Here is a 24,473-nt window from a genome sequence, read left to right on the forward strand (position 1 = left end):
CAAGTTTGAAAGAAGAAAAGATATGAGTGAATATATTTATGTTAATTTGAGAGAAAAGCAGGAATTAAGGGAAGAAGCAGCAAATTGGTTTCATGAAAAATGGGGAGTACCAACTGAAGCATATCAGGAATGCATTGATGCGTATATTGCTGGGGAAACAGAATATGGATGGTATGTGTGCCTTGATGGAGAGAAAATTGTTGGAGGTCTTGGAGTTATAGACAATGATTTCCATGACAGAAAGGACCTTACTCCCAATGTTTGCGCGGTTTATACTGAGGAAGATTATCGCTGCCAGGGCATTTCTGGAAAGTTGCTTAACATGGTAGTGGATGATATGAAGTCCAAGGGTATTACTCCAATCTACCTGGTTACAGATCATCTTGGATTTTATGAAAGATATGGATGGGAGTTCTTCTGCATGGCACAGGGAGACGGAGAGCCAGAGCCTACAAGGCTTTACGTCCATAGATAATGGGAAACTGTCCGTGGCAAAAGCGGAACTACACGTTGAATGTCACAATATAGTACAGAGCATGAAATATAGAGGTTGCAACAATCTCTATATTTTTTTGTTAAAAAAGATACGAAAAAGGATTGAATAGCTGTTGACTCTGATGTTAGGTAATAGTTTATAGTTTATTATAGCTTAAATAAAACGCTCAGGAGGTAAGGATGAAAGTCAACAGCGTATATTCGCCAGATGTTTATAAAAAGATAATGCTGGCTGATTCAGATAAAAAAGATGATATCTATCGCTATGATATGATGTTGCCCTTTCAAGGAAAATGGGAATGTTATCATATCCCCTTGAAACCAAAGTTTCCAGGTGGATATGACATCATTATGGCTAACAATAGATTAGGAATAATGGCGCCATCTGATGTGGACAGCGACATTGCAGGGCAGATAGAGCAATTAGAAAATCAGCAGATGTGGGAGTCTTGCAATAGGGCTATAGAAGAAGCTCTTACCAGATTTGAAAATCAGGGAATAGAGCTAAAGGTGCAAGAATATCTTTTCACAATTCTTCTGGCAAATCCCCAGAATGCTTATACAATCATGAATGAAGGATATTGTGGTGACGGAGGAATCCCTGGATATATTATGGGATGGCTCGTTCCTTCAAAAGAGACCATCAAAAGACTTCCAGCCGCCCTTACACATGAGACTAATCATAATATCAGATACCAGTACATCAAGTGGACAAATGATATAAATCTTGGTGAGATGATTGTGAGTGAAGGATTAGCAGAGAACTTTGCCACAACAGTTTTTGGTGAAGAACTTCTTGGACCATGGGTCACCAAGACAGACATGGAGCTAATGCCTCTTATAAAAGAAATTATCTACGATGGTCTCGAAGTAACTGGTTTTGACAATATCACATCATATCTTTACGGCGATGAAATGGCCAGGATTCAGCATTTCCCGGAAGTTGGGCTTCCATATTGTGCAGGATATGCCACAGGCTATTATTTGATAAAGTACTATTTAGAAAAGACAGGGGTTCCTATAGAAAAGGCAACGATAATTCCGGCAAATGAGATTTTGAATGAAGTAAAGGAATTTTGGAAATGACCTCGTGGGGACGGGGTTATAGGGTCATAATAGAATACGATTAGTATTGAAGTGAAAAACAGACCTAAATCCGTGCAAGGAGAAGGTTTGTTTTTGTTTTGTGATACTTTTGTTTTAGAGTATTGTATTAAAATGAAGATATTACAAGAAGGAGAATGAAAAACAATGAGTAATTATATAATTCGTTTAGAAGAAAAGAAAGATTATAGAGAAGTTGAAAACCTTGTAAGAGAGTCATTTTGGAATGTGTACCGCCCCGGATGCAGTGAGCACTATGTAATTCATATGCTCAGGGATGACCCGGCATTTGTTCCGGAGCTTGATTTTGTCATGGAGCAGGACGGAAGGCTTATCGGGCAGAACATGTTCATGAAAACTGTTATTGAAGCTGATGATGGCAGGGAAATCCCGGTACTTACCATGGGACCGATAGGAATCACGCCGGAGCTTAAGCGCAAGGGCTATGGAAAAGAACTGCTTGATTACTGCCTGGAGAAAGCAACAGAAATGGGATTCGGAGCAGTTCTTTTTGAAGGAAATATCGGATTTTACAGCCATTGCGGATTCGATTATGCAAGCAAGTTTGGAATTCGTTATCATGATCTGCCTGAGGACGCAGATTCATCATTTTTCCTGTGCAGAGAATTGATCCCAGGATATCTTGATGACGTAACCGGAGTATATCAGACCCCTCAGGGCTACTATGTTAAAGATGAGGATGTAGAGGAATTCGATAAACAGTTTCCACCCAAGGAAAAGAAAAAGCTTCCGGGGCAGCTATTTGACTGATAGGAATTGAAAATGATGATTGAAAAGACAGATGGAACACATATCGGAGAAGAGGGTCTCAGGTTTATTGTTTATAAGGAGCAGAAATAATGTATTTCAAGAAATATACGGATCATGATTATGAGGCAGTATGTGATTTCCTAATAGAACTTAATGATCGGGATACGAGCCATATTAATTGGAACTGGGCTAGGTTTGAGTGGATGTATGAGCATCCGGAATTTAATAAGGATTTATTGGAGGCCATTGGGCTTTGGATAGATCAGGAAAAGGTTGTAGGAGCTGCAATCTACGATATGTATTTCGGTGAGGGCTTCTGCGGTGTTCTGCCGGAGTATAAGCTTCTGTATCCGGAAATATTAGATTATGCATGCGCTAATCTTAAAGATGATTCTGGCTTTGCCCTTGCAGTCTGCGATGACAATAAAGATGAAATGGATATGGTCTTAAACAAAGACTTTACTAGGATTGATCAGACAGAAAACATTATGGAACTTGATCTTAATAGGGAATTTAATGCTACTTTGCCTGAGGGCTACAGCTTTGCAAATCCTGACCCGATAGAGGATCTTTATGAGCTTTCATGGCTATTTTGGCAGGGCTTTGATCACGGCGAGGATAAGACAGAATTTGAAAAAGAAGAACTAACTACGCCAAGGCAGCGTAAGCACTTTAACAGAGATCTTAGTATGGCGGCACGAGATAGTGAAGGTGAACTGGTTTCTCTCTGTGGACTGTGGTATAGCCCTAAAACAGACTACGTATATGTAGAGCCTGTCTGCACTATTCCCAGCCAAAGAGGAAAGGGTGTAGCCAAGGCTGTAATTCACGAAGCACTTAATAGAGCGAAGAAGTTAGGAGCTAAAAGAGCTTTTGTAATATCTGATATGGATTTCTATGCAAGGCTTGGATTCAGAAACAGATACCATTACACGTTTTGGAGAAAAATATAGAGAGATGAGGAGGAAGCCAACATTGAAGCGGATAGAGGAAATACGTATGATTTTAAATGTTGGGTATTGCATTTCCTTATTAGTTATTTAATAGAGACATTTGGGGAGAAAAGTATGAAATACGTTTTGTTATATGTTTTGGGATATGTGGTTTTGTTTTCAGTAGTATGGCTACATGAAGTTGGACATGCCATTTGGCATTATCGTTTTGGATTAAGAAACAACTGGTGGAAGGTTCAGGTTAAACCTTATATCTTTTTTTCAACACCTGGTCCAGTAGATGCCGATAAGTGGGAGAAGCAAACGCCTATACAGCATGTGTTGGGTGCATATGGCGGAATTATGATGAATGCAATAATTGCAATCTTATATGTGTTCCTTCTGATTTTTGCGCCGCACGAGTTTAGGATGTATCTTGTCCATCTGCGGTATGCCGGGGACAATGATGAACTGTACTTCCGTGATTATTTGAACGAGCATCCTGCCGTGGCAAAAGAATATGAAACCTTGAAGCTCCGGCTTTGGAAACAATATGAGCATGACCGTGATGCATATACAGATGCGAAGACGGATTTCATCTCCAAATGGACGGCAGAAGCATGAAAGGAATATGGAGACCGATACTGACATATTTAATCTTGAGGAGGAAAAAATGATCATACTGATTACGGGTGCATCTCACACTGGAAAAACGCTTCTGGCACAAAAGATGCTCGAAAAATACAAATATCCGTATCTGTCGATTGATCACCTGAAAATGGGTCTGATCCGCAGCGGTAATACAGAATTGACGCCGGAGGATGATGAGGCTCTGACCGGGTATCTGTGGCCAATCATACGAGAGATCGTGAAGACGGCGATCGAAAATAAACAGAACCTCATTATTGAAGGCTGCTATATTCCATTTGATTGGAGACGGGATTTTGAAGAGCGATATTTATCGTCTATTCGCTTCATTTGCCTCGCTATGAGCGAGAACTATATTGAGAACCATTTTGGCGAGATTATTGGATATGAGTCGGAAATCGAAGCCAGGATGATTGATGCAGACTGTACGAAAGATAGTCTGAAAGCAGACAACAGAGATATCATCAATGGCTTTCAACATGCAGGGGAAAAGGTCGTACTGATATATTCTGATTATGAGCAAACAATAAAAGGACTTCTGGACCGACAATCGGGGGTTGGAGGACAGTCATGAAAGTTGCAGTATGCGAGGATACAGACTGGCTGCTATCAGAAGAAGCATACTCGATCTATGCTCCCTGCATGTATCATCCTACATGCGAGGACTATAGGACACAGATGGAAGGCTTTTTACAAGCTTCATCGGTGAAAGTATTTGTATGTGAAGATCGAAACAGGAAAGCCGGCATGATGGTTCTGAAGTTTTCAGAAGCCGCCGCGGAGATCATCGGAATTGCCGTGTCTGAAAAGCTCAGACGTCGGGGGATCGGAAAACAGCTGATCTTAAGCGCGATGGAGTTGGAAAGAATAGGAAGAATCGAAGCGCAGACGGACGATGATTCAATTGGTTTCTACCGCAGATGCGGCTTTTCTGAGGAGAAAAGCATCATTGATTATCCCGATGGGTCAGTCGTTCGTTATAACTGCATTCTGAACAAATAGACAAATTCCAGATGGATTCAGAATGATCATCGAGTATAAGAAATCCCCCATCGGATATGCACAGGCTTATCAATTGAGTGGTGAATTGTTCGATGAATATGACTATCCTGACGATGGACATATAGTGTTTGCTATGGATCAGTTTATAGGTGAGCCGAAATACTGGAGTAAGGGAATAGGCTCATCTTTTTTGAAAATGATGGCTTCTCATCTGAAAGAAAATATGGCTGCGGAACGAGTTCTTCTTGACCCGCACCAAGATAATAAAAGGGCTATAAGGGCATACGAGAAAGCCGGGTTTAAAATCATTAAATCACTTCCGAAACATGAGATGTTTGAGGGAGAAAAAGTAGATTGCTGGCTGATGGAATTAGCACTGTAGATTCCCGTTTGCAGAGATGCCGTTGGTAAGAGAGGTATGCCATGATACTTGAAACGAAAAGATTGATCCTCCGACCGTGGGAAGAAAGCGATGCGGAGAATTTATTTAAATATGCAAGTCATCCTGATGTGGGACCAATCGCAGGATGGGCGGTTCATACAAGTGTAGAGAATAGCCGTGAAATAATCCGGAGGGTTCTTTCAGCGCCGGAGACCTATGCTTTAGTATTAAAAGAATCAGGCCAGCCTGTTGGCAGCATTGGACTTATGCTTGGGAAAGCCAGCAATATTGGCCTTCCTGATTCAGAAGGTGAAATCGGCTACTGGATCGGAGTTCCGTATTGGGGACGAGGGCTGATACTGGAAGCAGTCAGGGAATTGATGCGCTACGGTTTTGAAAACCTAAAACTTAATAAAATATGGTGTGGTTACTTTGATGGGAATGAAAAGTCAAAGCGTGTTCAGGAGAAGTGCGGTTTTCATTATCATCATACGGTCTATAATGTGCCATGTGCCATAGAGGGTGTTCTCCGAACGGAACACATAACATGCCTTTCCAAAGAGGAATGGCAGTCTGTCAGATAACTTCGAGTTGTCGGGCTGAAGTTGGCGTGTTATATCTGAAGATAAATTCAAGTTCTGTTTTGTGTTTATATGAGTTCACCTTGCTTATAATGTTGCTAATTGTTTTCTGCATAAGGTGGAAAATTATGAAGCTGTGGGATGAATACATTGTAGTGACGAAGAAAGAAATATGAAAAATGAAAACAAATACTACACACAAAAACTTTCTATTTGACCTCGACCAGACACTGCTTGATTACAATGCATCCGAGCGTATAGCGCTGGAGATTGTGCTCAGGGCAGGATAGCGTCAACAGGCTTAGACAGATATATAGACGGAATCTTTATAAGCGAGGATATGGGCGTCCACAAGCCGTCAACAGAGTACTTCGATATGGTGCTCGAGAAGATAGGAGAGCCCAGAGAAAACTGCATCGTTATCGGAGATTCCCTCACATCAGATATGCTTGGGGCAAAGAACGCCGGCATGAGATCTGTGTGGTTCATGCCTTCAGGCGATATCGAGAGCGCCATGAAGGAATATGACATCGATTACTGCGCATCATCCTTCGACGAGTTGTATGAGATACTGAAGAATATGTAAATTTATTGAGACTGTCGCATATTGCGGCAGTCTTTTTGCCGTTAACGGTATTTCCTGACCGCTAAGTGGCATACAGAAAATATCATCCTTTTTCAAAACTATAATCAATAAGAGGCGCCCTAATGCAGTATCAGAGGAGCCGCCATATCACAAACTATTGGAAAGGGATGAAAAAATGAGTAATACAATGTTGGAATTATGGGATTTGCACAAGTCTTATTATGTGAAAAACAGTGATGTGAAATATGAAGCTTTAAAAGGGGTGGATTTTCAGGTGAGTGCGGCTTGAGCATCGCGGGTGGATGCAACCGGTGAGGGCTGATTAGAGTATTCAGGTGTAATTCCGACTTGAGCATCACGAGTGAGTTCAACCTGTAGAGGATGGTCGAAGAGAACAGGCGTAACGCTTGAATATCAAACTTGACGTAATTTCGTTTGCGTTACACCGGTAAACATCATTACAAGATTTCTGACTGAAAAAAACAGGTGTGAAGAGAGTAAAATAGCATGTATGTGGGAATAATTCATCAAAAAGTTCAACCAGTCATATGGTGAGCAAGAATTCCGGCGTAAAGGGGATAAAAATTGTAGTCTGTTCTTCGTGAAGTGGTAAGTCAATACTGTTAAAAATATGGTTTCTGATTGAAACAGTTAGTGAAAGGGAAGCAGATTTTACAATTTAGGGATAAAGACTTGATATTATATACCTAAAAAGCAATTTCAGGGATCAGGAGAAGAGAGTGATAACAAGAGTTAATGAGGAAAATATATTAGAGGCAGCAACGATTCATTCCTGTGCGTGGCAGGATTCACACAGGTCATTCTGCGCGGAAGAATTTATCAAAAGGCATACACCTGAGCGACAGAAGCAGTACCTGCAAAAGAAGATGGCTGCCGGAAGCGAAATATTCATGATGATCAGAGACATACCTTTGGCTGTCGTGACCATAAACAAAGATGTAATCGAGGATCTTTACGTGCTGCGGCAATCATAGGGGAATAGAGCATATTGTTACTAACGAAAGAGTATAAAGGGAGGCATGATATTCCCGCACTAGACGTCTTTCCATAAATCAATAAAAACAGATTTAATACTCTTTTTACATAATGAATAAACGTAAAATGATAAAATTATATTATATTTCATCGTTTGATATTTTGAATGGTACACAGTATGAAAAACAGTACATTCTATCAACACTGGGAAAAATTGGGTGAACCTATCGGCAAGGGCAGGACCGCTGAAGTATATGCTATTGGAGAAGATAAGGTATTAAAACTTTTCTATCCGTTTGTTTCATTTGAATCTATTAAAGATGAAATGATTCATACGCATGCTGCCTACATGTCAAAAGTTCCGGTAGCGGATGTCTATGAGATTGTTCGCGCAGGTGACAGATATGGACTTCTGATGGAGAGAGAAGAGGGAAGTAGTCTGGATCAGTTTATCTACGAGTTCCCGGAAAAAAGGGTGGAGCTGATTTCACGATTTGCCAAAGCAGTAAAGGTGTTACATAAGATACCGATTACTGATCCGGGACTGCCTGACGCGAAGGAGCTGGCTATTTATTATATAGGCAAGCTCAATAAGGAGTACTGTTCAGAGGAGGACGCGAAGAAAATTCGCTCGATTTTTGAAAGTATTCCCGAAGCGCAAACCTTCGTCCATTGTGATTGTCATACAGGTAATGCACATATTGTCGGAGAAGAAATACGGTATTTGGATTTGATGTTTTCAGGAAAAGGGCACCCGGTTTTTGATCTGCTTGCAATGTATGCGCATTTTGTATTTCTTCCATCATTTAGTTCAAAAGCAGATTATAAGACAAAGAGTAACATGACACAGGTTGAGGCAGAGACGCTGTTTGACAGATTTCTTAAAAAATATTTTTCCAAGGCAGATACAGAGAAACTTTCCAGAATCAAGACAGTAGTAAAGGGAGTTCACGCGGCGCAGATATGCCTTGCATCGGTTCGAATGCCGGGAGTATTTACAGAAGATATGTTGCTTGAGGTGAGAAGAAGAGCTTTGGAGTTTTCGGAGCAGTATCATGTTGATGACCTGAACATAGAAATGATTGGCTGGAATGATTTAGTTTAATATGTGGATAAAATGTTTGCACGTACAGATAAGATCATAGTCAGAAATTACATAAAATATCTTTTTCCGGAGATTCTTGTTGGACTTGGCGGGGCTATTCAGCAATTTGTTGATACCATAATTGTTGCAAAGCTCATTGATTCTAATGCTGTTGCCATAGAAAACTATGCCGGCCCGATGGTCCAGTATACGCCATTTACTGTAAAGCTTATAGGATGTGGAGGCGCAGTAATATATGCCACACTTATGGGAAAAATGGAACGCGAGAAGGCTGCAGGTATCTATAGTACAGCTATGATTTTGGCAACGATTATGAGCTTTATTGTAACCATTCCCGGATTATTCTTTATTGGAGAACTTGACATGGCACTGGGATGCAGCCAGGAGCTTATGGGAGATTTTCAGTCATATATGATTCCAACACTGATACTTATTCCCATATCTATAATAATGATGACCTTTGCTTCCTTTTTGCCTGCGATGGGATATCCCGGGCTTACCTTCAGAATCGTTTTGACTGCAAATATTGTTAATGTGTTACTGGATGTAGTCTATATAAAATTCTTTAAAATGGGCATTGCGGGAGCTCAGTGGGCTACCATAAGCGGCTATGTGGTTGCGCTTATAGCTATGATATTCGCGTTAAAAAAGGATCATTTCGTTTTTTCATCTATCAAATATTTTAATGTTGCTGCAATAAAAGACATATTCATCAGAGGATTGCCATCCGGGTTATCTCAACTGGGCCTCCTTACATACTATTGGTATTTTAATCGCCTTGTTACCCAAATGGGTGGAACGGAAGCAATGAAGGCTTTTTCTATCTGCTTGCAGCTACTGGCTGTATGTGCAATTTTGATCAATGGCGTATCTGAAAATGTGAGAAACTTTGTGAGTATGCTAAACAGTGCAGAAGATAAACAGTCAGTGCGATATGTTATGAAAAATTCCAGCATTATATTAGTGCTGTGGGGAGTGGTTCTTTTGGCGATGATCCAATTGTTCCCTGGCATATTTGTGGATTTATATAGTATTCAGGACGGAAGAGTATTAGCGATTCATGCACTACGAATATATTCGTTTATAGTGCTTTTCAAGGGAATGGCGATAATTGCAAGAGATTACCTTAATACAACCGGCAGGCCATACCATGCAATGGCGGTTACTTTAACCGAGGGCTCTGTTGGCGTAATTATCCTTGGCACAATACTTGGCGGTCAGATTGGTCTCGATGGAGTATGGATGGCCTTTCCGTTAACCTCCTGCATCTGCTGCATATTGGTTGCCATATATCTTTTTTCATGGGGGAAAAGTCATGTTCAAAATGATTCAGCGGACTACGAGAAAATGTATATGACTTTACCTGTTAATAGCGCAAAACCAGTTTTACCCTCACAAGATTCGAAGGCCTCGGTGATTATCAGGGAGACAAGCGCGAAGTGTATAAGAGCATATGGACCATGGGGACGGGGTTAGCGGTCCATTAATAAGGAGGAAAAATCCAAATCGGTGTAAATCAGTGTAAAATAGAAACATGACATATAGATGACATGTTTACCGTGTTACTCTTAATCCAGAAGGTGATCAAATGAAGATAGACAGACTGATTGGTATACTTTCAATCCTTTTGCAAAAGAAGATGACAACTGCACCGGAGCTGGCTGAGCACTTCGAGGTATCGAGGCGCACAATCAACAGGGATATTGAAACACTGTGCCAGGCGGGGATACCTATCCAGACTGCGCAGGGCGTGGGCGGCGGAATCAGCATCATGGATGGCTATCGGATGGATAGAACGCTTTTGACATCCCGGGATATGCAGATGATCCTTGCGGGGCTCCGAAGTCTCGATAGTGTCAGCGGCAGCGGATATTATGGTCAGCTCATGGAAAAAATCCAGGCCGGTTCGTCAGAGTTTATAAGCGGAAGGGATTCCATCCTTATCGACTTGTCCTCATGGTATAGGGACACCCTGGCGCCGAAGATTGCACTAATCCAGGATGCTATAGAACTTGGTAAAAGAATGGAGTTTTACTACTACTCGCCGAAGGGCGACACTAAAAGAGAGATTGAGCCGTATTACCTTATCTTCAAATGGGCCAGCTGGTACGTGTATGGATACTGCCTGCTAAGGAAGGATTTCAGGCTGTTCAAGCTGAACCGAATGGATGGAATTGTCCTTGGAAATGACTTTGAAAAAAGAAGTGAGATACCTGCGCCTTCCATTTCGAATGATGAGATTTTTCCTGCGAAGGGCAGAGTGAAAGCTATCTTCGACCCATCCATGAAATGGCAGCTTGTGGAAGAGTATGGCGTCAATTCTTTCAAGGAACAAACGGATGGGACGCTGCTTTTCGAGCATGAGTATCCGGATGATGAGGGATTGATTGCATGGATACTTTCATGCAGGGATAAGGTCACAGTACTTGAGCCTGAGTCTGTCAGGGAGAAACTTTACGAGATCACCAGTGACATTGCACGAAAATATGAAAAGGTGGAGAGAAAATATGGAAAACAAGGCACTGGTCGTAATAGACATTCAAAATGACATAACCAAGAATTACAGGAAAATCGTTGATGGTATCAACAGGGCTATCGACTGGGCAACGGCAGAGGATATGCACGTTGTTTACATCAAGCATAACAACCTGTCGCCAGGAACCAGAACCTTCAAGCCCGATACAAAAGGCGAAGAGCTTGTCCCTGAAATGAAGGTTGTATCGGATAACGTTTTTACCAAGACAAAATCTAATGCACTGACATCAGAAGCGTTCGCGGGATTCATCAATGATAATGGAATTTCAGAGTTCTATGTTGCAGGCGCAGATGCTACGGGCTGCGTGAAATCGACATGCTATAACATGACCAAAACGGGCTACACAGTTCATGTGATATCTGATTGTGTCACAAGCTATGACCTTAAGAAGCTGGACGAGATGTACGCGTACTACGCAAGCAAGGGGTGCGAGGTAAAAGAGCTTGATGAGTATATGGAGGTAAGGTAATAAGCCCTATGAGGAAAAGGACTTACCTGAAGCATAACATTTCGTTGAAATTTGTTTTGTGAAACCAAAGAGAAGAGTGGATGATTATGGCGTTCGATTACAAGAAAGAGTACAAGGAATTTTACATGCCTAAGGGCACGCCTTCGATAGTGACGGTTCCGAAGATGAATTACATCGCAGTCAGGGGTAGTGGTGATCCCAATGTAGAGGGCGGCGAGTACAAGCAGGCAATAGGACTGCTTTATGGCATCGCATTTACAATTAAGATGAGTAAAAAAGGAGACCACAAGATCGATGGCTACTTTGATTATGTTGTGCCGCCGCTAGAAGGATTCTGGTGGCAGGATTCTGCTCCTGAAAAGAGTAATGATAGCGGAGCAGGCGAGAATAATACTAGCGGTGCAAGTGAGAACAATGCTAGTGACAATCGAAAGATTGTTGGCGGAATAGACTATACTCGCAAAGATGATTTTAACTGGATCTCTGTCATTCGTTTACCTGACTTTGTTACAAAAGAAGATTTCGACTGGGCGATTGCTGAAGCGACTACCAAAAAGAAAACGGACTTTTCAAAGGTAGAATTCTTTGCATACGATGAGGGGGTATGTGTGCAGTGTATGCATATTGGTTCCTACGATGATGAGCCTGCCACTGTGGAGGCAATGCATCAGTTCATGGAAGAGCAGGGTTATATTTTGGACATCAATGAAAAGCGTTTGCATCATGAAATATATTTAAGTGACGCTAGAAAGGTAGCACCGGAGAGACTTAAAACGGTAATTCGACATCCTATAAGGAAAGCTTGAGGCGTTAGTGCCCATCCTTTTTGGCGGTAGACTATGCGAAAAATGTTTTTTGGGATTGCTTAACATAGCTTTTAATTGAGGATGAAGTGGTACTACTTGACCTATTGGGATTATAGGAAAATATCAAGTAGTCTTCTTAGGCGGAAAAGTAGACGCTACTTGAACTATTATTATTCCAGGAAAAATGTCACGTAGTATTTCAGGGCAAAAACAAAGACACTACTTGAACTATTTTTATATAGAAATAATATTCCGTAGTATCCTTGGGAAAAAGCACAAATCCTACTTGACCATTTTTACAGAGAGAAAGAAGGTCACGTAGACCACCTGGAATTAAACCCCAGGACTACGCGACCTAACAAGCATTTAGAGCATTCATCAAGTAATATTCCCGGATATAAAGAAAATACACTAAAAACCTACCAAAATCAGCCCCAACAACACTTACTTTTAAGCCCTAACAGTTATACTTTAAGATTCTTATCCAAACAATAACCTAATAATAACTTACCCAGATATCAAAGCCGCACCAAAGCCGCACCAAAGCCGCACCAAAACCCTACCAAAACTACCCCACTCCACACCCCACAAAAAGGAGGCATAAAGATGGAATACATACGATTAACCAAAGACAACCTCGAAAAAGAGCACATCTGCTGCGCAATCTCAAATAACAAAGACGTGCAGGTATCATCCAAGAAAGCCTGGCTTGCAGACAGGTTCGACGAAGGCCTGGTCTTTCTAAAAAGTGCAGAGCGAGGAAAGTGCTTCATTGAATACATCCCCGCTGAGAATGCATGGAATCCCATAAACGCGCCGGGATATATGTACATCGACTGTCTGTGGGTGTCCGGTTCCTTCAAGGGACATGGCTACTCAACAGAGCTTCTTAACGAGTGCATAAGAGACAGTAAGGAGAAAGGAAAGAAGGGACTTTGCGTATTAGCAGCAGCAAAGAAGAAGCCCTTCCTTTCAGATCCGAAATTCCTCGCAGCAAAAGGCTTCAAAGTTTGTGACGAAGCAGACAACGGCATACAGCTGTGGTATTTACCCTTTGAGGATGAAGAAGACAAACCAACCTTCAAAGACTCCGCCAAGCACCCCCACATCGACGATCCCGGCTACGTTCTCTTTTACACAAATCAGTGCCCCTTCAATGCCAAGTACGTGCCGGTTCTGGAGGAGACCGCCGCAAAGAACAAAATCCCATTCAAAGCAATAAAAATCGACAGCAAAGAAAAAGCCCAGAGCGCACCTACGCCCATCACCACCTATGCGCTGTTTTGCGATGGCGAATATGTGACCAACGAGCAGATGAATGACAAGAAGTTTTTAAAGCTTATAAATGGGTAAGCTGAAGTTTCGGATTTGTACATAAAGTTCATGCATTTTTAATGCTACTTTATTCTTACGTAATACTATGGTAGAGGTCTTTTTCATATAATATTTGTATCACCCTAAATTGATTATCTGGCTAGTTGTTGAACCGGGAATGATACTATGAAAAGACTTTTATCAGCATTACTCATCATGATATTGATTATTCCGGGCACGATATCCTACTATCCCCTGAAAGCGAAGGCTGAGGCGGGGAGCAGCGGGATTTTGGCCTATTATAATGATGCCGGTGAGATCGTCTATGATCTGAACGGCTTAGAAGGCCTTGATAAAGATTTTGCCATGACACTTTACCTTGTGCTTGATGACGCATGGGTCAGATATTTAGAAGATCCTTCACAGTACTTCAGAGTTATTGTGCCGCCGGGAACATACTTTATAAATCCGGATACCAAGTCCATCAGGCTTGGAAGTAATGTCACTCTCGAGCTGAACGGAGTGAACATCATTTGTGATGAGGATGATGTGATAATCCAGACCAAGTCCAGGCCCAGTAACAAAAGGGACGGAATATACGCAGAAGAGGGTGTGGGCGGATATGATGATTATCAGAACATAAAAATCGTAGGCGGAACGATAGATCTAAACAGCAACAGCAGAGTTCCAATCAGGTTTGCTCACGTTACAGGGCTTACACTTGAGAACCTTACCGTAAAGAACAGCGCTGCGACACACATGGTGGAAATTGCAGCCTGCAGAGATGTTTATGTTACGGGATGCACCTTTATGGATTCTATTAAAGAGGATCCCGAAAACATGCCGCTGGAAGCTTTTCAGATAGACGCAGCTAACAGAGAGACCATGTCATACAGTAAGGATCCCGTTTATGATGACTGCCCCTGTGATAACGTTGAGGTTGCGTATTGCACCTTCAAAAATCTGTACAGAGGCTTTGGAAGTCACACGGTAATTCCCGATGTTTATCAGAGCAACATAAGAGTGCATGACTGCAGCTTTATTGACATAGAGAATGCAGCTATAATGTGCACCATGTGGAAGGATTCCAACATCTACGACAATGAATATATAAACGTGGGGAAGGAAACCGATGATACGGAATACGAGTGGTATACGCATGAGCCTTCCTACATGCAGGACGCAGAGTAATCCTGAATTTTTATCCTAATTTTATAAAAGCAGTAATCTTCATGTGGTATATTCAAAGGAGTTGAGGCGTGAAGTGACAATCGCTTGAACTAAATAAAATATGAAAAAGTGTCTGAGGGGGCATTATGCGGAAACTGAGTAAAAAAGGTAACATGAACGACAGAATTGATACAGTTCTGCGAAAGGTCAGGGGAAGGATGACATCCTATCCCCCGGGCATGTGCCCGCTTACTCTTTACAGGTCGATACTTCAGATCTCCATGAATCAGTCCTGCGGAAAATGTGTGCCCTGCAGGGATGGCCTTGTTGAAGTATACGATCTTTTAAACCAGATAATAAACGGAGATGCGACATTCGCGACTTTGGATGAGATAGAGGATAAGTGCCGAATGATCGCAGAAACAGCCGACTGCGCGGTAGGTGTTGTCGGCGCCAATATGATCCTTGAATCACTTTCCGAGTTTGAAGATGAGTACAGGAGTCATATTGAGAGAAGAAGATGTATTGAAAACACAAGTCAGACTATTCCCTGTGTGACTTTGTGCCCTGCTCACGTGGATGTGCCGGGTTATATTGCCATGGTTAAGGAAGAGGATTACGAGGGCGCTATCAAGGTGATACGCGACAAGAATCCCCTTCCCACAGCTTGCGCAATGATCTGTGAACATCCCTGTGAGAGGAAATGTCGCAGGTCTCTCATCGACGATCCCATCAACATCAGAGGACTAAAAAAATATGCGGTAGACAGCGTGGCTGCAGATACAGTTCCCACACCCACACCAGGCCCTTCCACGGGTAAAAAGATCGGTGTTGTAGGTGGCGGACCTTCGGGACTGACTGCGGCTTATTTTTTGTCACTCATGGGGCATGAGGTCCACATATACGAGGAGCATGAAAAGCTTGGCGGAATGCTAAGATACGGAATTCCTGAGTACAGGCTCCCCAAGGAGAGGCTTGATCAGGATATAAACGCGATCATAAACGCAGGAAATATCAAGGTTTACACAAACACAAGAATCGGAAAGGATATTTTCTATGAAGAACTGAAAAACAATCACGACGCTTTATACATAGGCATCGGAGCACAGATCGGAAACAGAATGCCTGTGGACGGAGCGGATTCTGAGAACGTAATTCCGGCGGCTGACTTTTTGCAGAAGGTGGCCAGAGGAGAGAAGATAGATCTTACAGGAAAAAAGGTTGTCCTTATCGGCGGTGGCAATGTCGCCATGGATGCAGCCAGAACCGCAGCGCGTCTTAACGCTGAGAGCATACATGTTTTCACAAGAAAAAGGGATGACTACACAGCACTTCATAGTGAGATTGAATCAGCTATGCAGGAGGGTGTACGTTTCAGGACCCTTCTTAGCTTTTTGAATATTGAAGCAGATAAAGAGAGCAATCAGGTGAAGGCAGTGTGGCTGCAGCCTGAGATAGTAGCAGAGTATGACGAATTGGGATTGGTGAAAACCGAGCATTCAAGTAACTACCCCTATCGCTTTTTGTGCGACTATCTGATCCTGGGAGTCGGTCAGAGAAGCGACGTGGAGTGCTTTGAGAAGGCAGGTATTCCTGTGGAGAGAGGCAGGATACAGGCCGATGAAATGTGCATGATAAAAAATACTCCCGGAATATTTTCAGGTGGAGACTGCGTAACCGGGCCTTCCACTGCAATAAACGCGATTGCAGCAGGACAGGTGGCAGCCTTCAACATAGATGAATATCTTGGATATCACCACACGGTGAGGCTTGAAGCCAGCATTCCGCCTGCTTTGCCTAATCCATGTATACCAACAGGGCGCGCGGAGATTGAGGAAAAGGATCCCTTTGAGAGGCGTGAGAGCTTCGATCATGTGGAGCTTCCGATGACCTACGAGGAGGCAAAACGAGAATCGGGAAGATGCCTTAGATGCGATCACTACGGCTGCGGCGCTATGGAAGGAGGCAGGGGAGAATGATGAAAATTACTATCAATGGAAAGACCTGCCAGGTTGAAAAAGGGCGAACAATTTTAGAGGCTGCAGGAGAAAATGGTTTTCATATCCCTACCCTGTGTTACCTCAAAGGAATAAACGGCATAGGGTCATGTCGCATGTGCATGGTTGAAGTAGAGGGCTACGAGAGACTTCTTGCTGCATGCAACACAAGAGTAAGGGATGGAATGGTCATCACCACGGAATCGCCCAAGCTCACGGACTATAGAAAGAGAATGTTAAAGCTCCTTCTGTCCAACCACAATCTCGATTGTATGAGCTGCGCTTCCAACGGAAAATGCGAGCTCCAAAAGCTGTGCAACGAATACGGAGTAGAGCGTGCTGACCAAGAGGGCAGCCGCGTTAATATAGAGAAAAAGCTTCCCTATCTGGATGCAAATCCTTACATAAGCTACGATTCCAGCAAGTGTATTCACTGCCAGAGATGCATCAGCATCTGCCACAGGATAGCATGTAACGGAACCATCAGGAGCGGAAGACTTGGTAACTACCACATTGTTGAGGCTCCCTTCGGAGAGGATTATAAGTCCACCTCCTGCGAGAGCTGCGGCAACTGCGCTTCTGTATGCCCTACGGGCGCTTTGATCTTGAAAAGAGAAAAAGAATACAGGGAGTGGGAAGTAAAGAAGGTACTGACCACCTGCCCTCACTGCGCGACAGGATGCCAATTCTACCTTGTGGTTAAGGATAATAAGATTGTAAATGTGGAGTCAGCAGACGGCCCCGCTAACCATAAGAGACTTTGCGTAAAGGGAAGAAATGCCAGCTTCGATTTTGTTCAGGCAGAAGACCGCTTAAAGAAGCCTCTTATAAAGGACAGAAGCACCGGTGAATTCAGGGAGGTGAGCTGGGATGAAGCCATTTCCTACACCGCAAAGCGCTTCATGGAGATAAAGGAAAAGTACGGAAGTGATAGCCTTGCCGGTTTTGCCTGCTCCAGATCATCAAACGAAGATGTATACATGGTTCAGAAAATGGTGCGCTGCTGCTTCGGTACTAACACCACTGATAACTGCGCCCGCGTGTGCCATTCCGCATCGGTTACGGGACTTGCCAAGACTCTTGGTTCTGGTGCCATGACGAACCCCATCCATGACATCACACACGACGTTGATGTTATCATGCTGGTGGGCTCTAACCCTGAGGAGGCGCACCCTGTTGTGGGCATGCAGATAAGACAGGCGGTGAAGCGCGGAACGAAGCTCATCGTTGTCGATCCAAGAGAGATTGGGCTCTCTAAGCAGGCTGATATTCATATTAAGCTTCGCCCCGGAACCAACGTCGCCTTTGCCAACGGAATGATGAACGTCATGATAAATGAGGACCTCATAGATCATGATTACATAGATAAAAATGTGGAGGGCTTCGAGGAACTTAAAAAACTTGTCATGGCATACACGCCTGAAAAGGTTGCTGAGATCTGTCACATCGATGAGGATATGCTTATCGAGGCTGCAAGAATGTATGCGACTGCAAAGAAGGCGCCCATCATCTACTGCCTTGGAGTAACTGAGCATTCTACAGGAACCGAGGGCGTAATGAGCATGTCCAACATGGCAGTTCTTTGCGGAAAAATCGGACGTGAGGGCTGCGGTGTTAACCCACTTCGTGGTCAGAACAATGTACAGGGAGCCTGTGATATGGGCGCTATGTCCACAGATTATCCGGGATATCAGAAGGTCGATAACGAGCAGGCCCGCCAGAAATTTGAAAAGGCCTGGGGCGTAAGTCTTAACCCTAATCCGGGACTTCGCGCGACGGAGGTTTTCCCTGCTGCAATTGGTGGGAAAATTAAAGGACTCTACATTTGCGGTGAGGATCCTATGGTATCTGATCCCGACACCACGCATATTATAAAAGCTCTTGAGAGTATGGAGTTTATCGTTGTGCAGGATCTTTTCATGACAAAGACGGCAAGGTATGCAGATGTGATTCTGCCGGCTAAGAGCTTTGCAGAGAAGGAAGGAACCTTCACAAATACTGAAAGAAGAATTCAGCGCATAAGAAAAGCCATCACTCTTGATGGTGAGATGAGGGCAGATACGGATATCATAATCGACCTCATGAACGCCATGGGCTACAAGCAGCCCTACCTCACACCCAAGCAGATCATGGATGAGATCGCAGAGCTCACACCAAGCTATCACGGAGTAAGCTACGAGTGCCTCGATGCAGGAGAGAGCCTTCAGTGGCCGTGTCCTGAAAAGGATCATCACGGAACACCCATCATGCATGTGGGACATCCTGCCCGCGGAAAAGCTCTGCTGTATCCCGCTGAGTTCAAGGAGGCCAAGGAGCTGCCAGACGAGGAGTATCCCTTCATTCTTACGACAGGACGAATCCTCTATCACTACAATGCTTTCAGCATGACTTCAAGGTCAAAGGGTCTTATGGACATTGAGGGAGAGGGCTACATCGAGCTCAATTACAAGGACGCTGACAGGCTTGGAGTTAAGAGTGGAGATATGGTCGCTGTCAGCAGCAGAAGAGGAACGATTGAAGCTAAGGCGAGAGTCGGACGAAAAGTGTCTCAGGGCGAGACCTGGATGCCTTTCCACTTCCCGGATTCCCCTGTAAATATGATAACCAACGCGGCACTTGATGAGTACGCAAGGATTCCTGAGTACAAGGTGTGCGCGGTTAAGCTGGAGAAGAGATGAAGTTTTCTGCTTCTATATACAGATAGTTCAGATATGAGAAGAGATGAAATTTTCTAACCGGTTATTTGTATGTTGGCATCCAGAGATAATACATGCTTTATTTGTGCATAATCTTCCGGAGAGTTGCAGTTTTGCAGTTCATTAGGATCACCATGAAAATCATAGTACTGGCAATCAAGTCTTTCTAAAAGGGCTCTGATTGCCAGCTTTTTATTGTCTATAAGCTCCTTGCAGAGAGCAGAGTGCGCGGTATTATACACGCCGATAAGTGGTTCGGGGCGACCGCAATAGGACAGAATTGTGGCGTCAGGATTCTTATCAAAATGAGCATTAAGTAGCTGCTGCAGAGTCTCTTTAGAGAGAAGTGGAACGTCAACACTCATGACGATTGCGCAGCTATGGTTGCACTCTGGGAAACAGGAGTATAAGCCGCCCATGGGACCGAGGTCAGGGATGATATCAGAGACCGGATGGATGGTTGCTGTCTGATCTGCATCAACAGGTTGCTGCGAATCAGAAGAAATAAGAATGTTATCTGCAGGTAACACTTTCCCTGACACGATAACATCATCACACCCCAGCGTGGTAAGTTTCTCCACCTGAATTTCCAGCAGAGTTTTCCCGTTCAGAAGAAGCCCTGCCTTATCAGTTTTCATGCGGCTGCTCTTGCCGCCCGCCAATACTATTCCGCTAAATTTCATTTCGCTAATTCTATCCTCATAACATCTTTAATCTGACGTTTGGAATTGCTGTCACCAAAAACAATCAGCTTGATTTTAGTTGCTCCATTATCATCTGCAGCACTTACAAGGTATGCGACTCCATCCGTAGAAATCTCGGTTGCTGAAATTTCTGCTGAGTACTCATCTGATGCAACGACTTTTGCTGTGGTGAAATCTTCAGCGGAGATATCTGCAAGACCAAGGACGCTAAGGACAGTCACACCGGTTTCGGATATCTGTTTTTCTTCGCCCTTTCCGTTTATGGTTGTGCCCTGAACGTCAACTGCGGGTGCATTAAAAGGATCAACTGAAATATTTTTGCCCTCATAGGTGATGATCAGAGTTCCGGCCTGGGCTGCGGTCCGCTTCGGCAGATAGATGACCGTGATAACTGCAGTGATTAGAAGCAGTGCAACAACGATGAGCAGATTTCTTTTTTTCATGATATCTCCTTTTCAGAAAGTATTATTGGCTTAAGTCGTTTCACCAGTTCAACGGCAAGAAGTCCGGATACAGATCCGCTTGTGGCTGACACGCAGATGTAGAGCAGAAGCACAATACCTGTCAGTCTGAACACTATGAAATTGGCGGTCAGGCAGGCGGTTATTGATGCTGCGATAGATGAAAGCATGATTCCGAGGGACACGTCCTTTGAAACTTTTCGTGTGATAAAAAGCACCATATCAATGGTAAGCCCGGGCAGAATATAACCGATTGGGGACAGCAAGCCCATGCTTCCGGTCATTGCAAAGCATAGCGCCAGGACACTCTGCACGATTGCCATAAGAGTAGCACAGCCAGCCAGGGGGATCACAGCTGCGGCGATAATTAGGAACATTATGGAAAAACTGGTGGCGATACCACCGGGAATGTGCAGAAATTCTGTGATTATATTGGCAGCAGGCGATATGAGCCTTTTTGCAAACAGGCCAAGATCACAGCACAGGGCCATGAAGATATAGACCCTCAGTTTTGCATTTTTCATAGATTCCACCCTCATAAAATCTCAACTTAAAAAAGTCTGTTTATGGGAAGTATAGCACAAAAACATGTTGTTTTACCAAACGAAATAGTGTAGAATAATAAACTCACTATCGAATCGTCGTCAAATGAAAATTCTAGTTATCTGACTTGAGGAAAACATCTATGAGTTACATTGAAGTAAACGATCTAAAGAAAAATTTCGTGGTTAAAAAGAAGAGAGAAAAGGGAAAGCTTTTCAGAGAGAAGGAAACAGTTAAGGCTCTTAAGGGCGTTTCGTTTTCAGTTGATAAGGGAGAACTGGTGGGCTATATAGGTCCCAACGGTGCAGGAAAATCCACAACGGTTAAGATTCTCTCCGGGATCCTTACACCTGATGGTGGAAGCGCGAATGTTGGAGGGATTGTGCCCTGGGAGGAGCGAAAGGCTCATGTTAAAAACATCGGTGTTGTGTTTGGACAGCGAAGCCAGCTCTGGTGGGACGTGCCGATCATCGACAGCTACTGCCTCCTAAAGGATATCTACAGGATTCCCCAGAGGGATTACGAGGCTAGATTGAAGGAGCTGACTGAGGCACTGCAGCTTGAGGAATTCATGAAAACTCCCTTAAGACTCCTAAGTCTTGGACAGAGAATGCGTGCAGAGCTTTGCGGATCACTTCTTCACAGACCGGAGCTCCTTTTCCTTGATGAGCCCACCATCGGCCTTGACGCTGTCAGCAAGCTTTCTCTCCGCGAGTTTTTAAAATGGGAGAACAAAGAGTATGGCACCACGATCATGCTTACAACCCATGACATGGAGGACATCGAAGCGCTGTGCTCAAGGGTAATGGTGCTTGGACACGGTCAGAAGCTTTTTGATGGAAAATTGAATGACCTTCTCGAGCGCTATGATACCGTTCGAAATGTTCATATCAAATATGACGGAGTAGTATCTGATATAAAGCTTCCAAATGGTGCTACTATTGCGCAGGCAGAGGATGGAATTGAGATTAGCTATAATCCTTCTGAAATTCCAACCTCAGAGCTTTTATCAATTCTTCAAAGCGCAGGTAATATCAGCGAGCTTACCCTGCAGCCTGAAAACACTGATCACATGATCGCTGCGATGTATAAGGAACTGGATTTGTAAGAATGTTCTAGTAACACTTTTGACAGCTACAGTAGACACAGTTTTAATTCGAGGTTTATTATGTCTTACTTTACAGTATTTAAAATGCGCCTTCGCATGGAGCTTCAATATCGCGGGGCTATGATTGGCGGAATTTTATGTCAGATGTTTTTCGGACTGATACTGATTGCTCTTTACAGAGCGCTCTATGAGGGCAAGCCCCAGTCAATTCCGATTGAAAATATTGCAACCTACGTATGGCTCCAGCAGGCATTTTTCCGAATGATGCTGGCTTCAGATAATGAGCTGGTGGATAAGATAAGGTCAGGCGATATCGCCTACGATCTGTGCCGCCCCGTGAATATGTATGGCTTCTACTATGCGAGAATCATGGCGCAGAAGCTGATGGGAAGCCTGATGCGCGCGGTGCCGATGCTGGCAATGGCAGCGCTTCTCCCTAAGGGATGGAGGATTGAGCTTCCGGCATCGCTCCTGGGATTGCTTGTGTTTATCCCGGCGCTTGGTCTGGGACTATTGTGCGTGTGTGCCCTTGAAAACATCACGGTTGCGTTCACCATGAAAACTCTTGACCCCAGAGGAATGCAGGGACTTCTTAATCTTTTGATGCTGACTCTTTCAGGAAATGTATTGCCACTCAATCTTTTCCCGGAGAGCTGGCAGAAGGTCATTACGCTTTTTCCTTATGCGCAGCTTCTTGATGCGCCCATAAGACTCTATACAGGAGAGCACCGTCCTGTAGAGGCGCTGAGAATCTATGGGATTCAGGGCTTCTGGGTTGTTGCACTTATTGCGCTTGGCGTTTCTATGTGGAATGCGAACAGGAAGAGAATGATTGTGCAAGGGGGCTGATTTAATGGACATTTTTCGACTTTATATAAAATCAATAGGAATGCTTCTGAAAAGCCATCTGCAGTACACAAGCTCCTTTATCATGCAGGCTCTCGCGCAGCTTGTGATGGAGGGCGGCGAGATGATGGTGGTCATCCTTATCGTGGACAGATTTGAGAGTCTTAAGGGCTGGTCAGGAAGTAACCTTTACTTCTTCTTTGGAATGATGTCGGTTTCATTTTATCTTACAGAATTCTTTGGACGCGGTATCACAGGGGATTTCCCTTCAATGGTGAGAACCGGACGTCTTGATACTTTTCTTGTAAGACCCCGCGGCGTGCTGACTCAGGTTCTGTGCGCCGGAACTGATCCCAGAAGAATAACCTGTATCGCTGTTGGAACCGCAGCACTCATCATGGGCAGCAGACTTTCAGGAATATCCTGGAATCTTCTGAAGGTGCTGGTGCTTGTGGAATCCATCGCCATGAGCATGCTTCTGATTCTGGGGCTGTTCATGATTGAGGCGATTTTCAGTATCTTCAGCGTGAAGTCCGTTGAGCTTGTAAACGCTATCACCTATGGCGGCCGAAGCGCCTGCCAGTACCCGATTGACATTTACCCGGTTCCGCTTCGTGCACTGTTTACAGTTATTGCGCCCTTCGCGCTGACCCTTCACGTTCCCGCAGCCTGGATTCTTGATAAGCCGCTCTACGGCTGGCCCATGTGGACTGCATTTGTGATGCCTCTCTCCGGAGCTGTTGTGTTCGCGGTCATGACAGGGGTGTTCCATCTGGCGCTGAGACATTATAGATCTACGGGGAGTTGATGAGGCGGTTGGGGGTCAACCAGTTGGCTCTTCTTGGATATATAGACGTAATTTTGTTTGGAGGGTTTGGGAGGCGTTCAACCAACTTGCTTTGATTTTAATATTTTGGTCTACCACTACGTTTTAAAAGTTGACGTAATAACGTTTGCGGTAGACTAGTTATCATTATTGGTAAGCTATAGACTGAGAAAAGCAAGCACAAGGGACATTCTCACAATTCATATCACTCCATGAGCTTCAGAAAATTCAACCAATTTACTTAAACAAGATTATCTTGGCGTAACGGGGCTCCAAAAAGCAGTCAGTTAATCGTAAAGTGTTACGCCGGTGGAGGACAATTATGGAATGCTGACTCATTTCTTTGTTATTCTTTTTGAGAATCGCTTGTGAATAGCGGAGAGGGTTCAACCAAC

The 24,473-nt window shown here is 43.8% G+C and carries 26 protein-coding genes; 23 read left to right on the plus strand and 3 right to left on the minus strand.

The genetic code is table 11. The annotated features are described in order from the left end of the window. The first annotated feature begins 22 nt into the window (after positions 1–22). The 20 genes from G587_RS0116545 to fdhF all read left to right on the plus strand — a co-directional run bounded on the left by G587_RS0116545 (position 23) and on the right by fdhF (position 19,572). Positions 23–475: a GNAT family N-acetyltransferase gene (locus G587_RS0116545; RefSeq protein ID WP_026493142.1), complete on the plus strand. Its 453-nt coding sequence runs from the start codon at positions 23–25 to the stop codon at positions 473–475. Positions 476–675: 200 nt separating this feature from the next. Continuing rightward, complete coding sequence (locus tag G587_RS0116550; protein WP_026493143.1) at positions 676–1,581, plus strand: DUF2268 domain-containing protein; 906 nt, start codon at positions 676–678, stop codon at positions 1,579–1,581. Positions 1,582–1,746: 165 nt separating this feature from the next. Beyond that, positions 1,747–2,370: a GNAT family N-acetyltransferase gene (locus G587_RS0116555; RefSeq protein WP_026493144.1), complete on the plus strand. Its 624-nt coding sequence runs from the start codon at positions 1,747–1,749 to the stop codon at positions 2,368–2,370. Between the two features lie 89 nt (positions 2,371–2,459). Continuing rightward, on the plus strand, positions 2,460–3,323 hold the full coding sequence (locus G587_RS23235; protein ID WP_035787101.1) for a GNAT family N-acetyltransferase: 864 nt from the start codon (positions 2,460–2,462) through the stop codon (positions 3,321–3,323). Between the two features lie 114 nt (positions 3,324–3,437). Then, complete coding sequence (locus G587_RS26350; protein ID WP_026493145.1) at positions 3,438–3,926, plus strand: GrpB family protein; 489 nt, start codon at positions 3,438–3,440, stop codon at positions 3,924–3,926. A gap of 49 nt (positions 3,927–3,975) precedes the next feature. Further along, positions 3,976–4,524, plus strand: a complete 549-nt coding sequence (locus G587_RS23245) for an adenylate kinase (protein ID WP_051201103.1) — start codon at positions 3,976–3,978, stop codon at positions 4,522–4,524. Next, the gene (locus tag G587_RS0116575; protein WP_026493146.1) at positions 4,521–4,952 is read left to right on the plus strand and encodes a GNAT family N-acetyltransferase; all 432 of its coding nucleotides are present in this window, start codon (positions 4,521–4,523) and stop codon (positions 4,950–4,952) included. The genes G587_RS23245 and G587_RS0116575 overlap by 4 nt, the downstream gene beginning before the upstream one ends. A gap of 4 nt (positions 4,953–4,956) precedes the next feature. Further along, a complete protein-coding gene (locus G587_RS23250) occupies positions 4,957–5,334 on the plus strand; it encodes a GNAT family N-acetyltransferase (RefSeq protein WP_255346226.1) in 378 nt (125 codons plus the stop codon). 41 nt (positions 5,335–5,375) lie between these two features. Beyond that, positions 5,376–5,918, plus strand: a complete 543-nt coding sequence (locus tag G587_RS0116585; protein ID WP_026493147.1) for a GNAT family N-acetyltransferase — start codon at positions 5,376–5,378, stop codon at positions 5,916–5,918. 310 nt (positions 5,919–6,228) lie between these two features. Continuing rightward, entirely contained in the window at positions 6,229–6,501 is a 273-nt protein-coding gene (locus G587_RS0116590; RefSeq protein ID WP_242830107.1) for an HAD family hydrolase, read from the plus strand. Between the two features lie 740 nt (positions 6,502–7,241). Further along, positions 7,242–7,496 (plus strand): hypothetical protein, encoded by a 255-nt coding sequence (locus G587_RS23255; RefSeq protein WP_051201104.1) that lies wholly within the window; start codon positions 7,242–7,244, stop codon positions 7,494–7,496. Between the two features lie 179 nt (positions 7,497–7,675). After that, positions 7,676–8,602 (plus strand): phosphotransferase family protein, encoded by a 927-nt coding sequence (locus G587_RS0116605; RefSeq protein ID WP_196812601.1) that lies wholly within the window; start codon positions 7,676–7,678, stop codon positions 8,600–8,602. Between the two features lie 12 nt (positions 8,603–8,614). Further along, positions 8,615–10,078: an MATE family efflux transporter gene (locus G587_RS0116610; protein WP_026493150.1), complete on the plus strand. Its 1,464-nt coding sequence runs from the start codon at positions 8,615–8,617 to the stop codon at positions 10,076–10,078. A gap of 112 nt (positions 10,079–10,190) precedes the next feature. Further along, the gene (locus G587_RS0116615; RefSeq protein ID WP_026493151.1) at positions 10,191–11,150 is read left to right on the plus strand and encodes a helix-turn-helix transcriptional regulator; all 960 of its coding nucleotides are present in this window, start codon (positions 10,191–10,193) and stop codon (positions 11,148–11,150) included. Beyond that, positions 11,110–11,607 (plus strand): cysteine hydrolase family protein, encoded by a 498-nt coding sequence (locus tag G587_RS0116620; protein WP_026493152.1) that lies wholly within the window; start codon positions 11,110–11,112, stop codon positions 11,605–11,607. Before G587_RS0116615 ends, G587_RS0116620 begins: the two co-directional genes overlap by 41 nt. A gap of 86 nt (positions 11,608–11,693) precedes the next feature. Further along, the gene (locus G587_RS0116625) at positions 11,694–12,413 is read left to right on the plus strand and encodes a GyrI-like domain-containing protein (RefSeq protein ID WP_026493153.1); all 720 of its coding nucleotides are present in this window, start codon (positions 11,694–11,696) and stop codon (positions 12,411–12,413) included. Positions 12,414–13,019: 606 nt separating this feature from the next. Further along, on the plus strand, positions 13,020–13,766 hold the full coding sequence (locus G587_RS0116630) for an N-acetyltransferase (protein WP_026493154.1): 747 nt from the start codon (positions 13,020–13,022) through the stop codon (positions 13,764–13,766). Between the two features lie 147 nt (positions 13,767–13,913). Continuing rightward, positions 13,914–14,918: a hypothetical protein gene (locus G587_RS0116635; RefSeq protein WP_026493155.1), complete on the plus strand. Its 1,005-nt coding sequence runs from the start codon at positions 13,914–13,916 to the stop codon at positions 14,916–14,918. Positions 14,919–15,043: 125 nt separating this feature from the next. Then, entirely contained in the window at positions 15,044–16,876 is a 1,833-nt protein-coding gene (locus tag G587_RS0116640) for an NAD(P)-binding protein (RefSeq protein ID WP_026493156.1), read from the plus strand. Next, positions 16,873–19,572 carry a formate dehydrogenase subunit alpha gene (gene fdhF / locus G587_RS0116645; RefSeq protein WP_026493157.1) on the plus strand — a complete coding sequence of 900 codons (2,700 nt, stop codon included), beginning with the start codon at positions 16,873–16,875 and terminating at the stop codon, positions 19,570–19,572. Before G587_RS0116640 ends, fdhF begins: the two co-directional genes overlap by 4 nt. A gap of 53 nt (positions 19,573–19,625) precedes the next feature. On the opposite strand, the gene mobA is transcribed toward fdhF, so the two are convergent. The 3 genes from mobA to G587_RS0116660 are packed head-to-tail and all read right to left on the minus strand — an operon-like array spanning position 19,626 to position 21,279. After that, positions 19,626–20,273, minus strand: a complete 648-nt coding sequence (mobA, locus tag G587_RS0116650) for a molybdenum cofactor guanylyltransferase (RefSeq protein WP_026493158.1) — start codon at positions 20,271–20,273, stop codon at positions 19,626–19,628. After that, positions 20,270–20,737, minus strand: a complete 468-nt coding sequence (locus G587_RS0116655; RefSeq protein ID WP_026493159.1) for a hypothetical protein — start codon at positions 20,735–20,737, stop codon at positions 20,270–20,272. The genes mobA and G587_RS0116655 overlap by 4 nt, the downstream gene beginning before the upstream one ends. After that, positions 20,734–21,279: a hypothetical protein gene (locus tag G587_RS0116660; RefSeq protein ID WP_026493160.1), complete on the minus strand. Its 546-nt coding sequence runs from the start codon at positions 21,277–21,279 to the stop codon at positions 20,734–20,736. The genes G587_RS0116655 and G587_RS0116660 overlap by 4 nt, the downstream gene beginning before the upstream one ends. A 161-nt stretch (positions 21,280–21,440) precedes the next feature. Between G587_RS0116660 and G587_RS0116665 the strand changes: the two genes are divergently transcribed. From G587_RS0116665 to G587_RS0116675, 3 genes are read left to right on the plus strand one after another with little or no spacing between them, the layout of a single operon-like run. Then, the gene (locus G587_RS0116665; protein ID WP_026493161.1) at positions 21,441–22,406 is read left to right on the plus strand and encodes an ABC transporter ATP-binding protein; all 966 of its coding nucleotides are present in this window, start codon (positions 21,441–21,443) and stop codon (positions 22,404–22,406) included. Positions 22,407–22,466: 60 nt separating this feature from the next. Next, complete coding sequence (locus tag G587_RS0116670; protein WP_026493162.1) at positions 22,467–23,255, plus strand: ABC transporter permease; 789 nt, start codon at positions 22,467–22,469, stop codon at positions 23,253–23,255. A gap of 4 nt (positions 23,256–23,259) precedes the next feature. After that, positions 23,260–24,060 (plus strand): ABC transporter permease, encoded by an 801-nt coding sequence (locus tag G587_RS0116675; RefSeq protein ID WP_026493163.1) that lies wholly within the window; start codon positions 23,260–23,262, stop codon positions 24,058–24,060. The last annotated feature ends 413 nt before the right edge of the window (positions 24,061–24,473 follow it).

It is taken from the genome of Butyrivibrio sp. XPD2002, assembly GCF_000423945.1.
Taxonomy (GTDB): Bacteria; Bacillota; Clostridia; order Lachnospirales; family Lachnospiraceae; genus Butyrivibrio.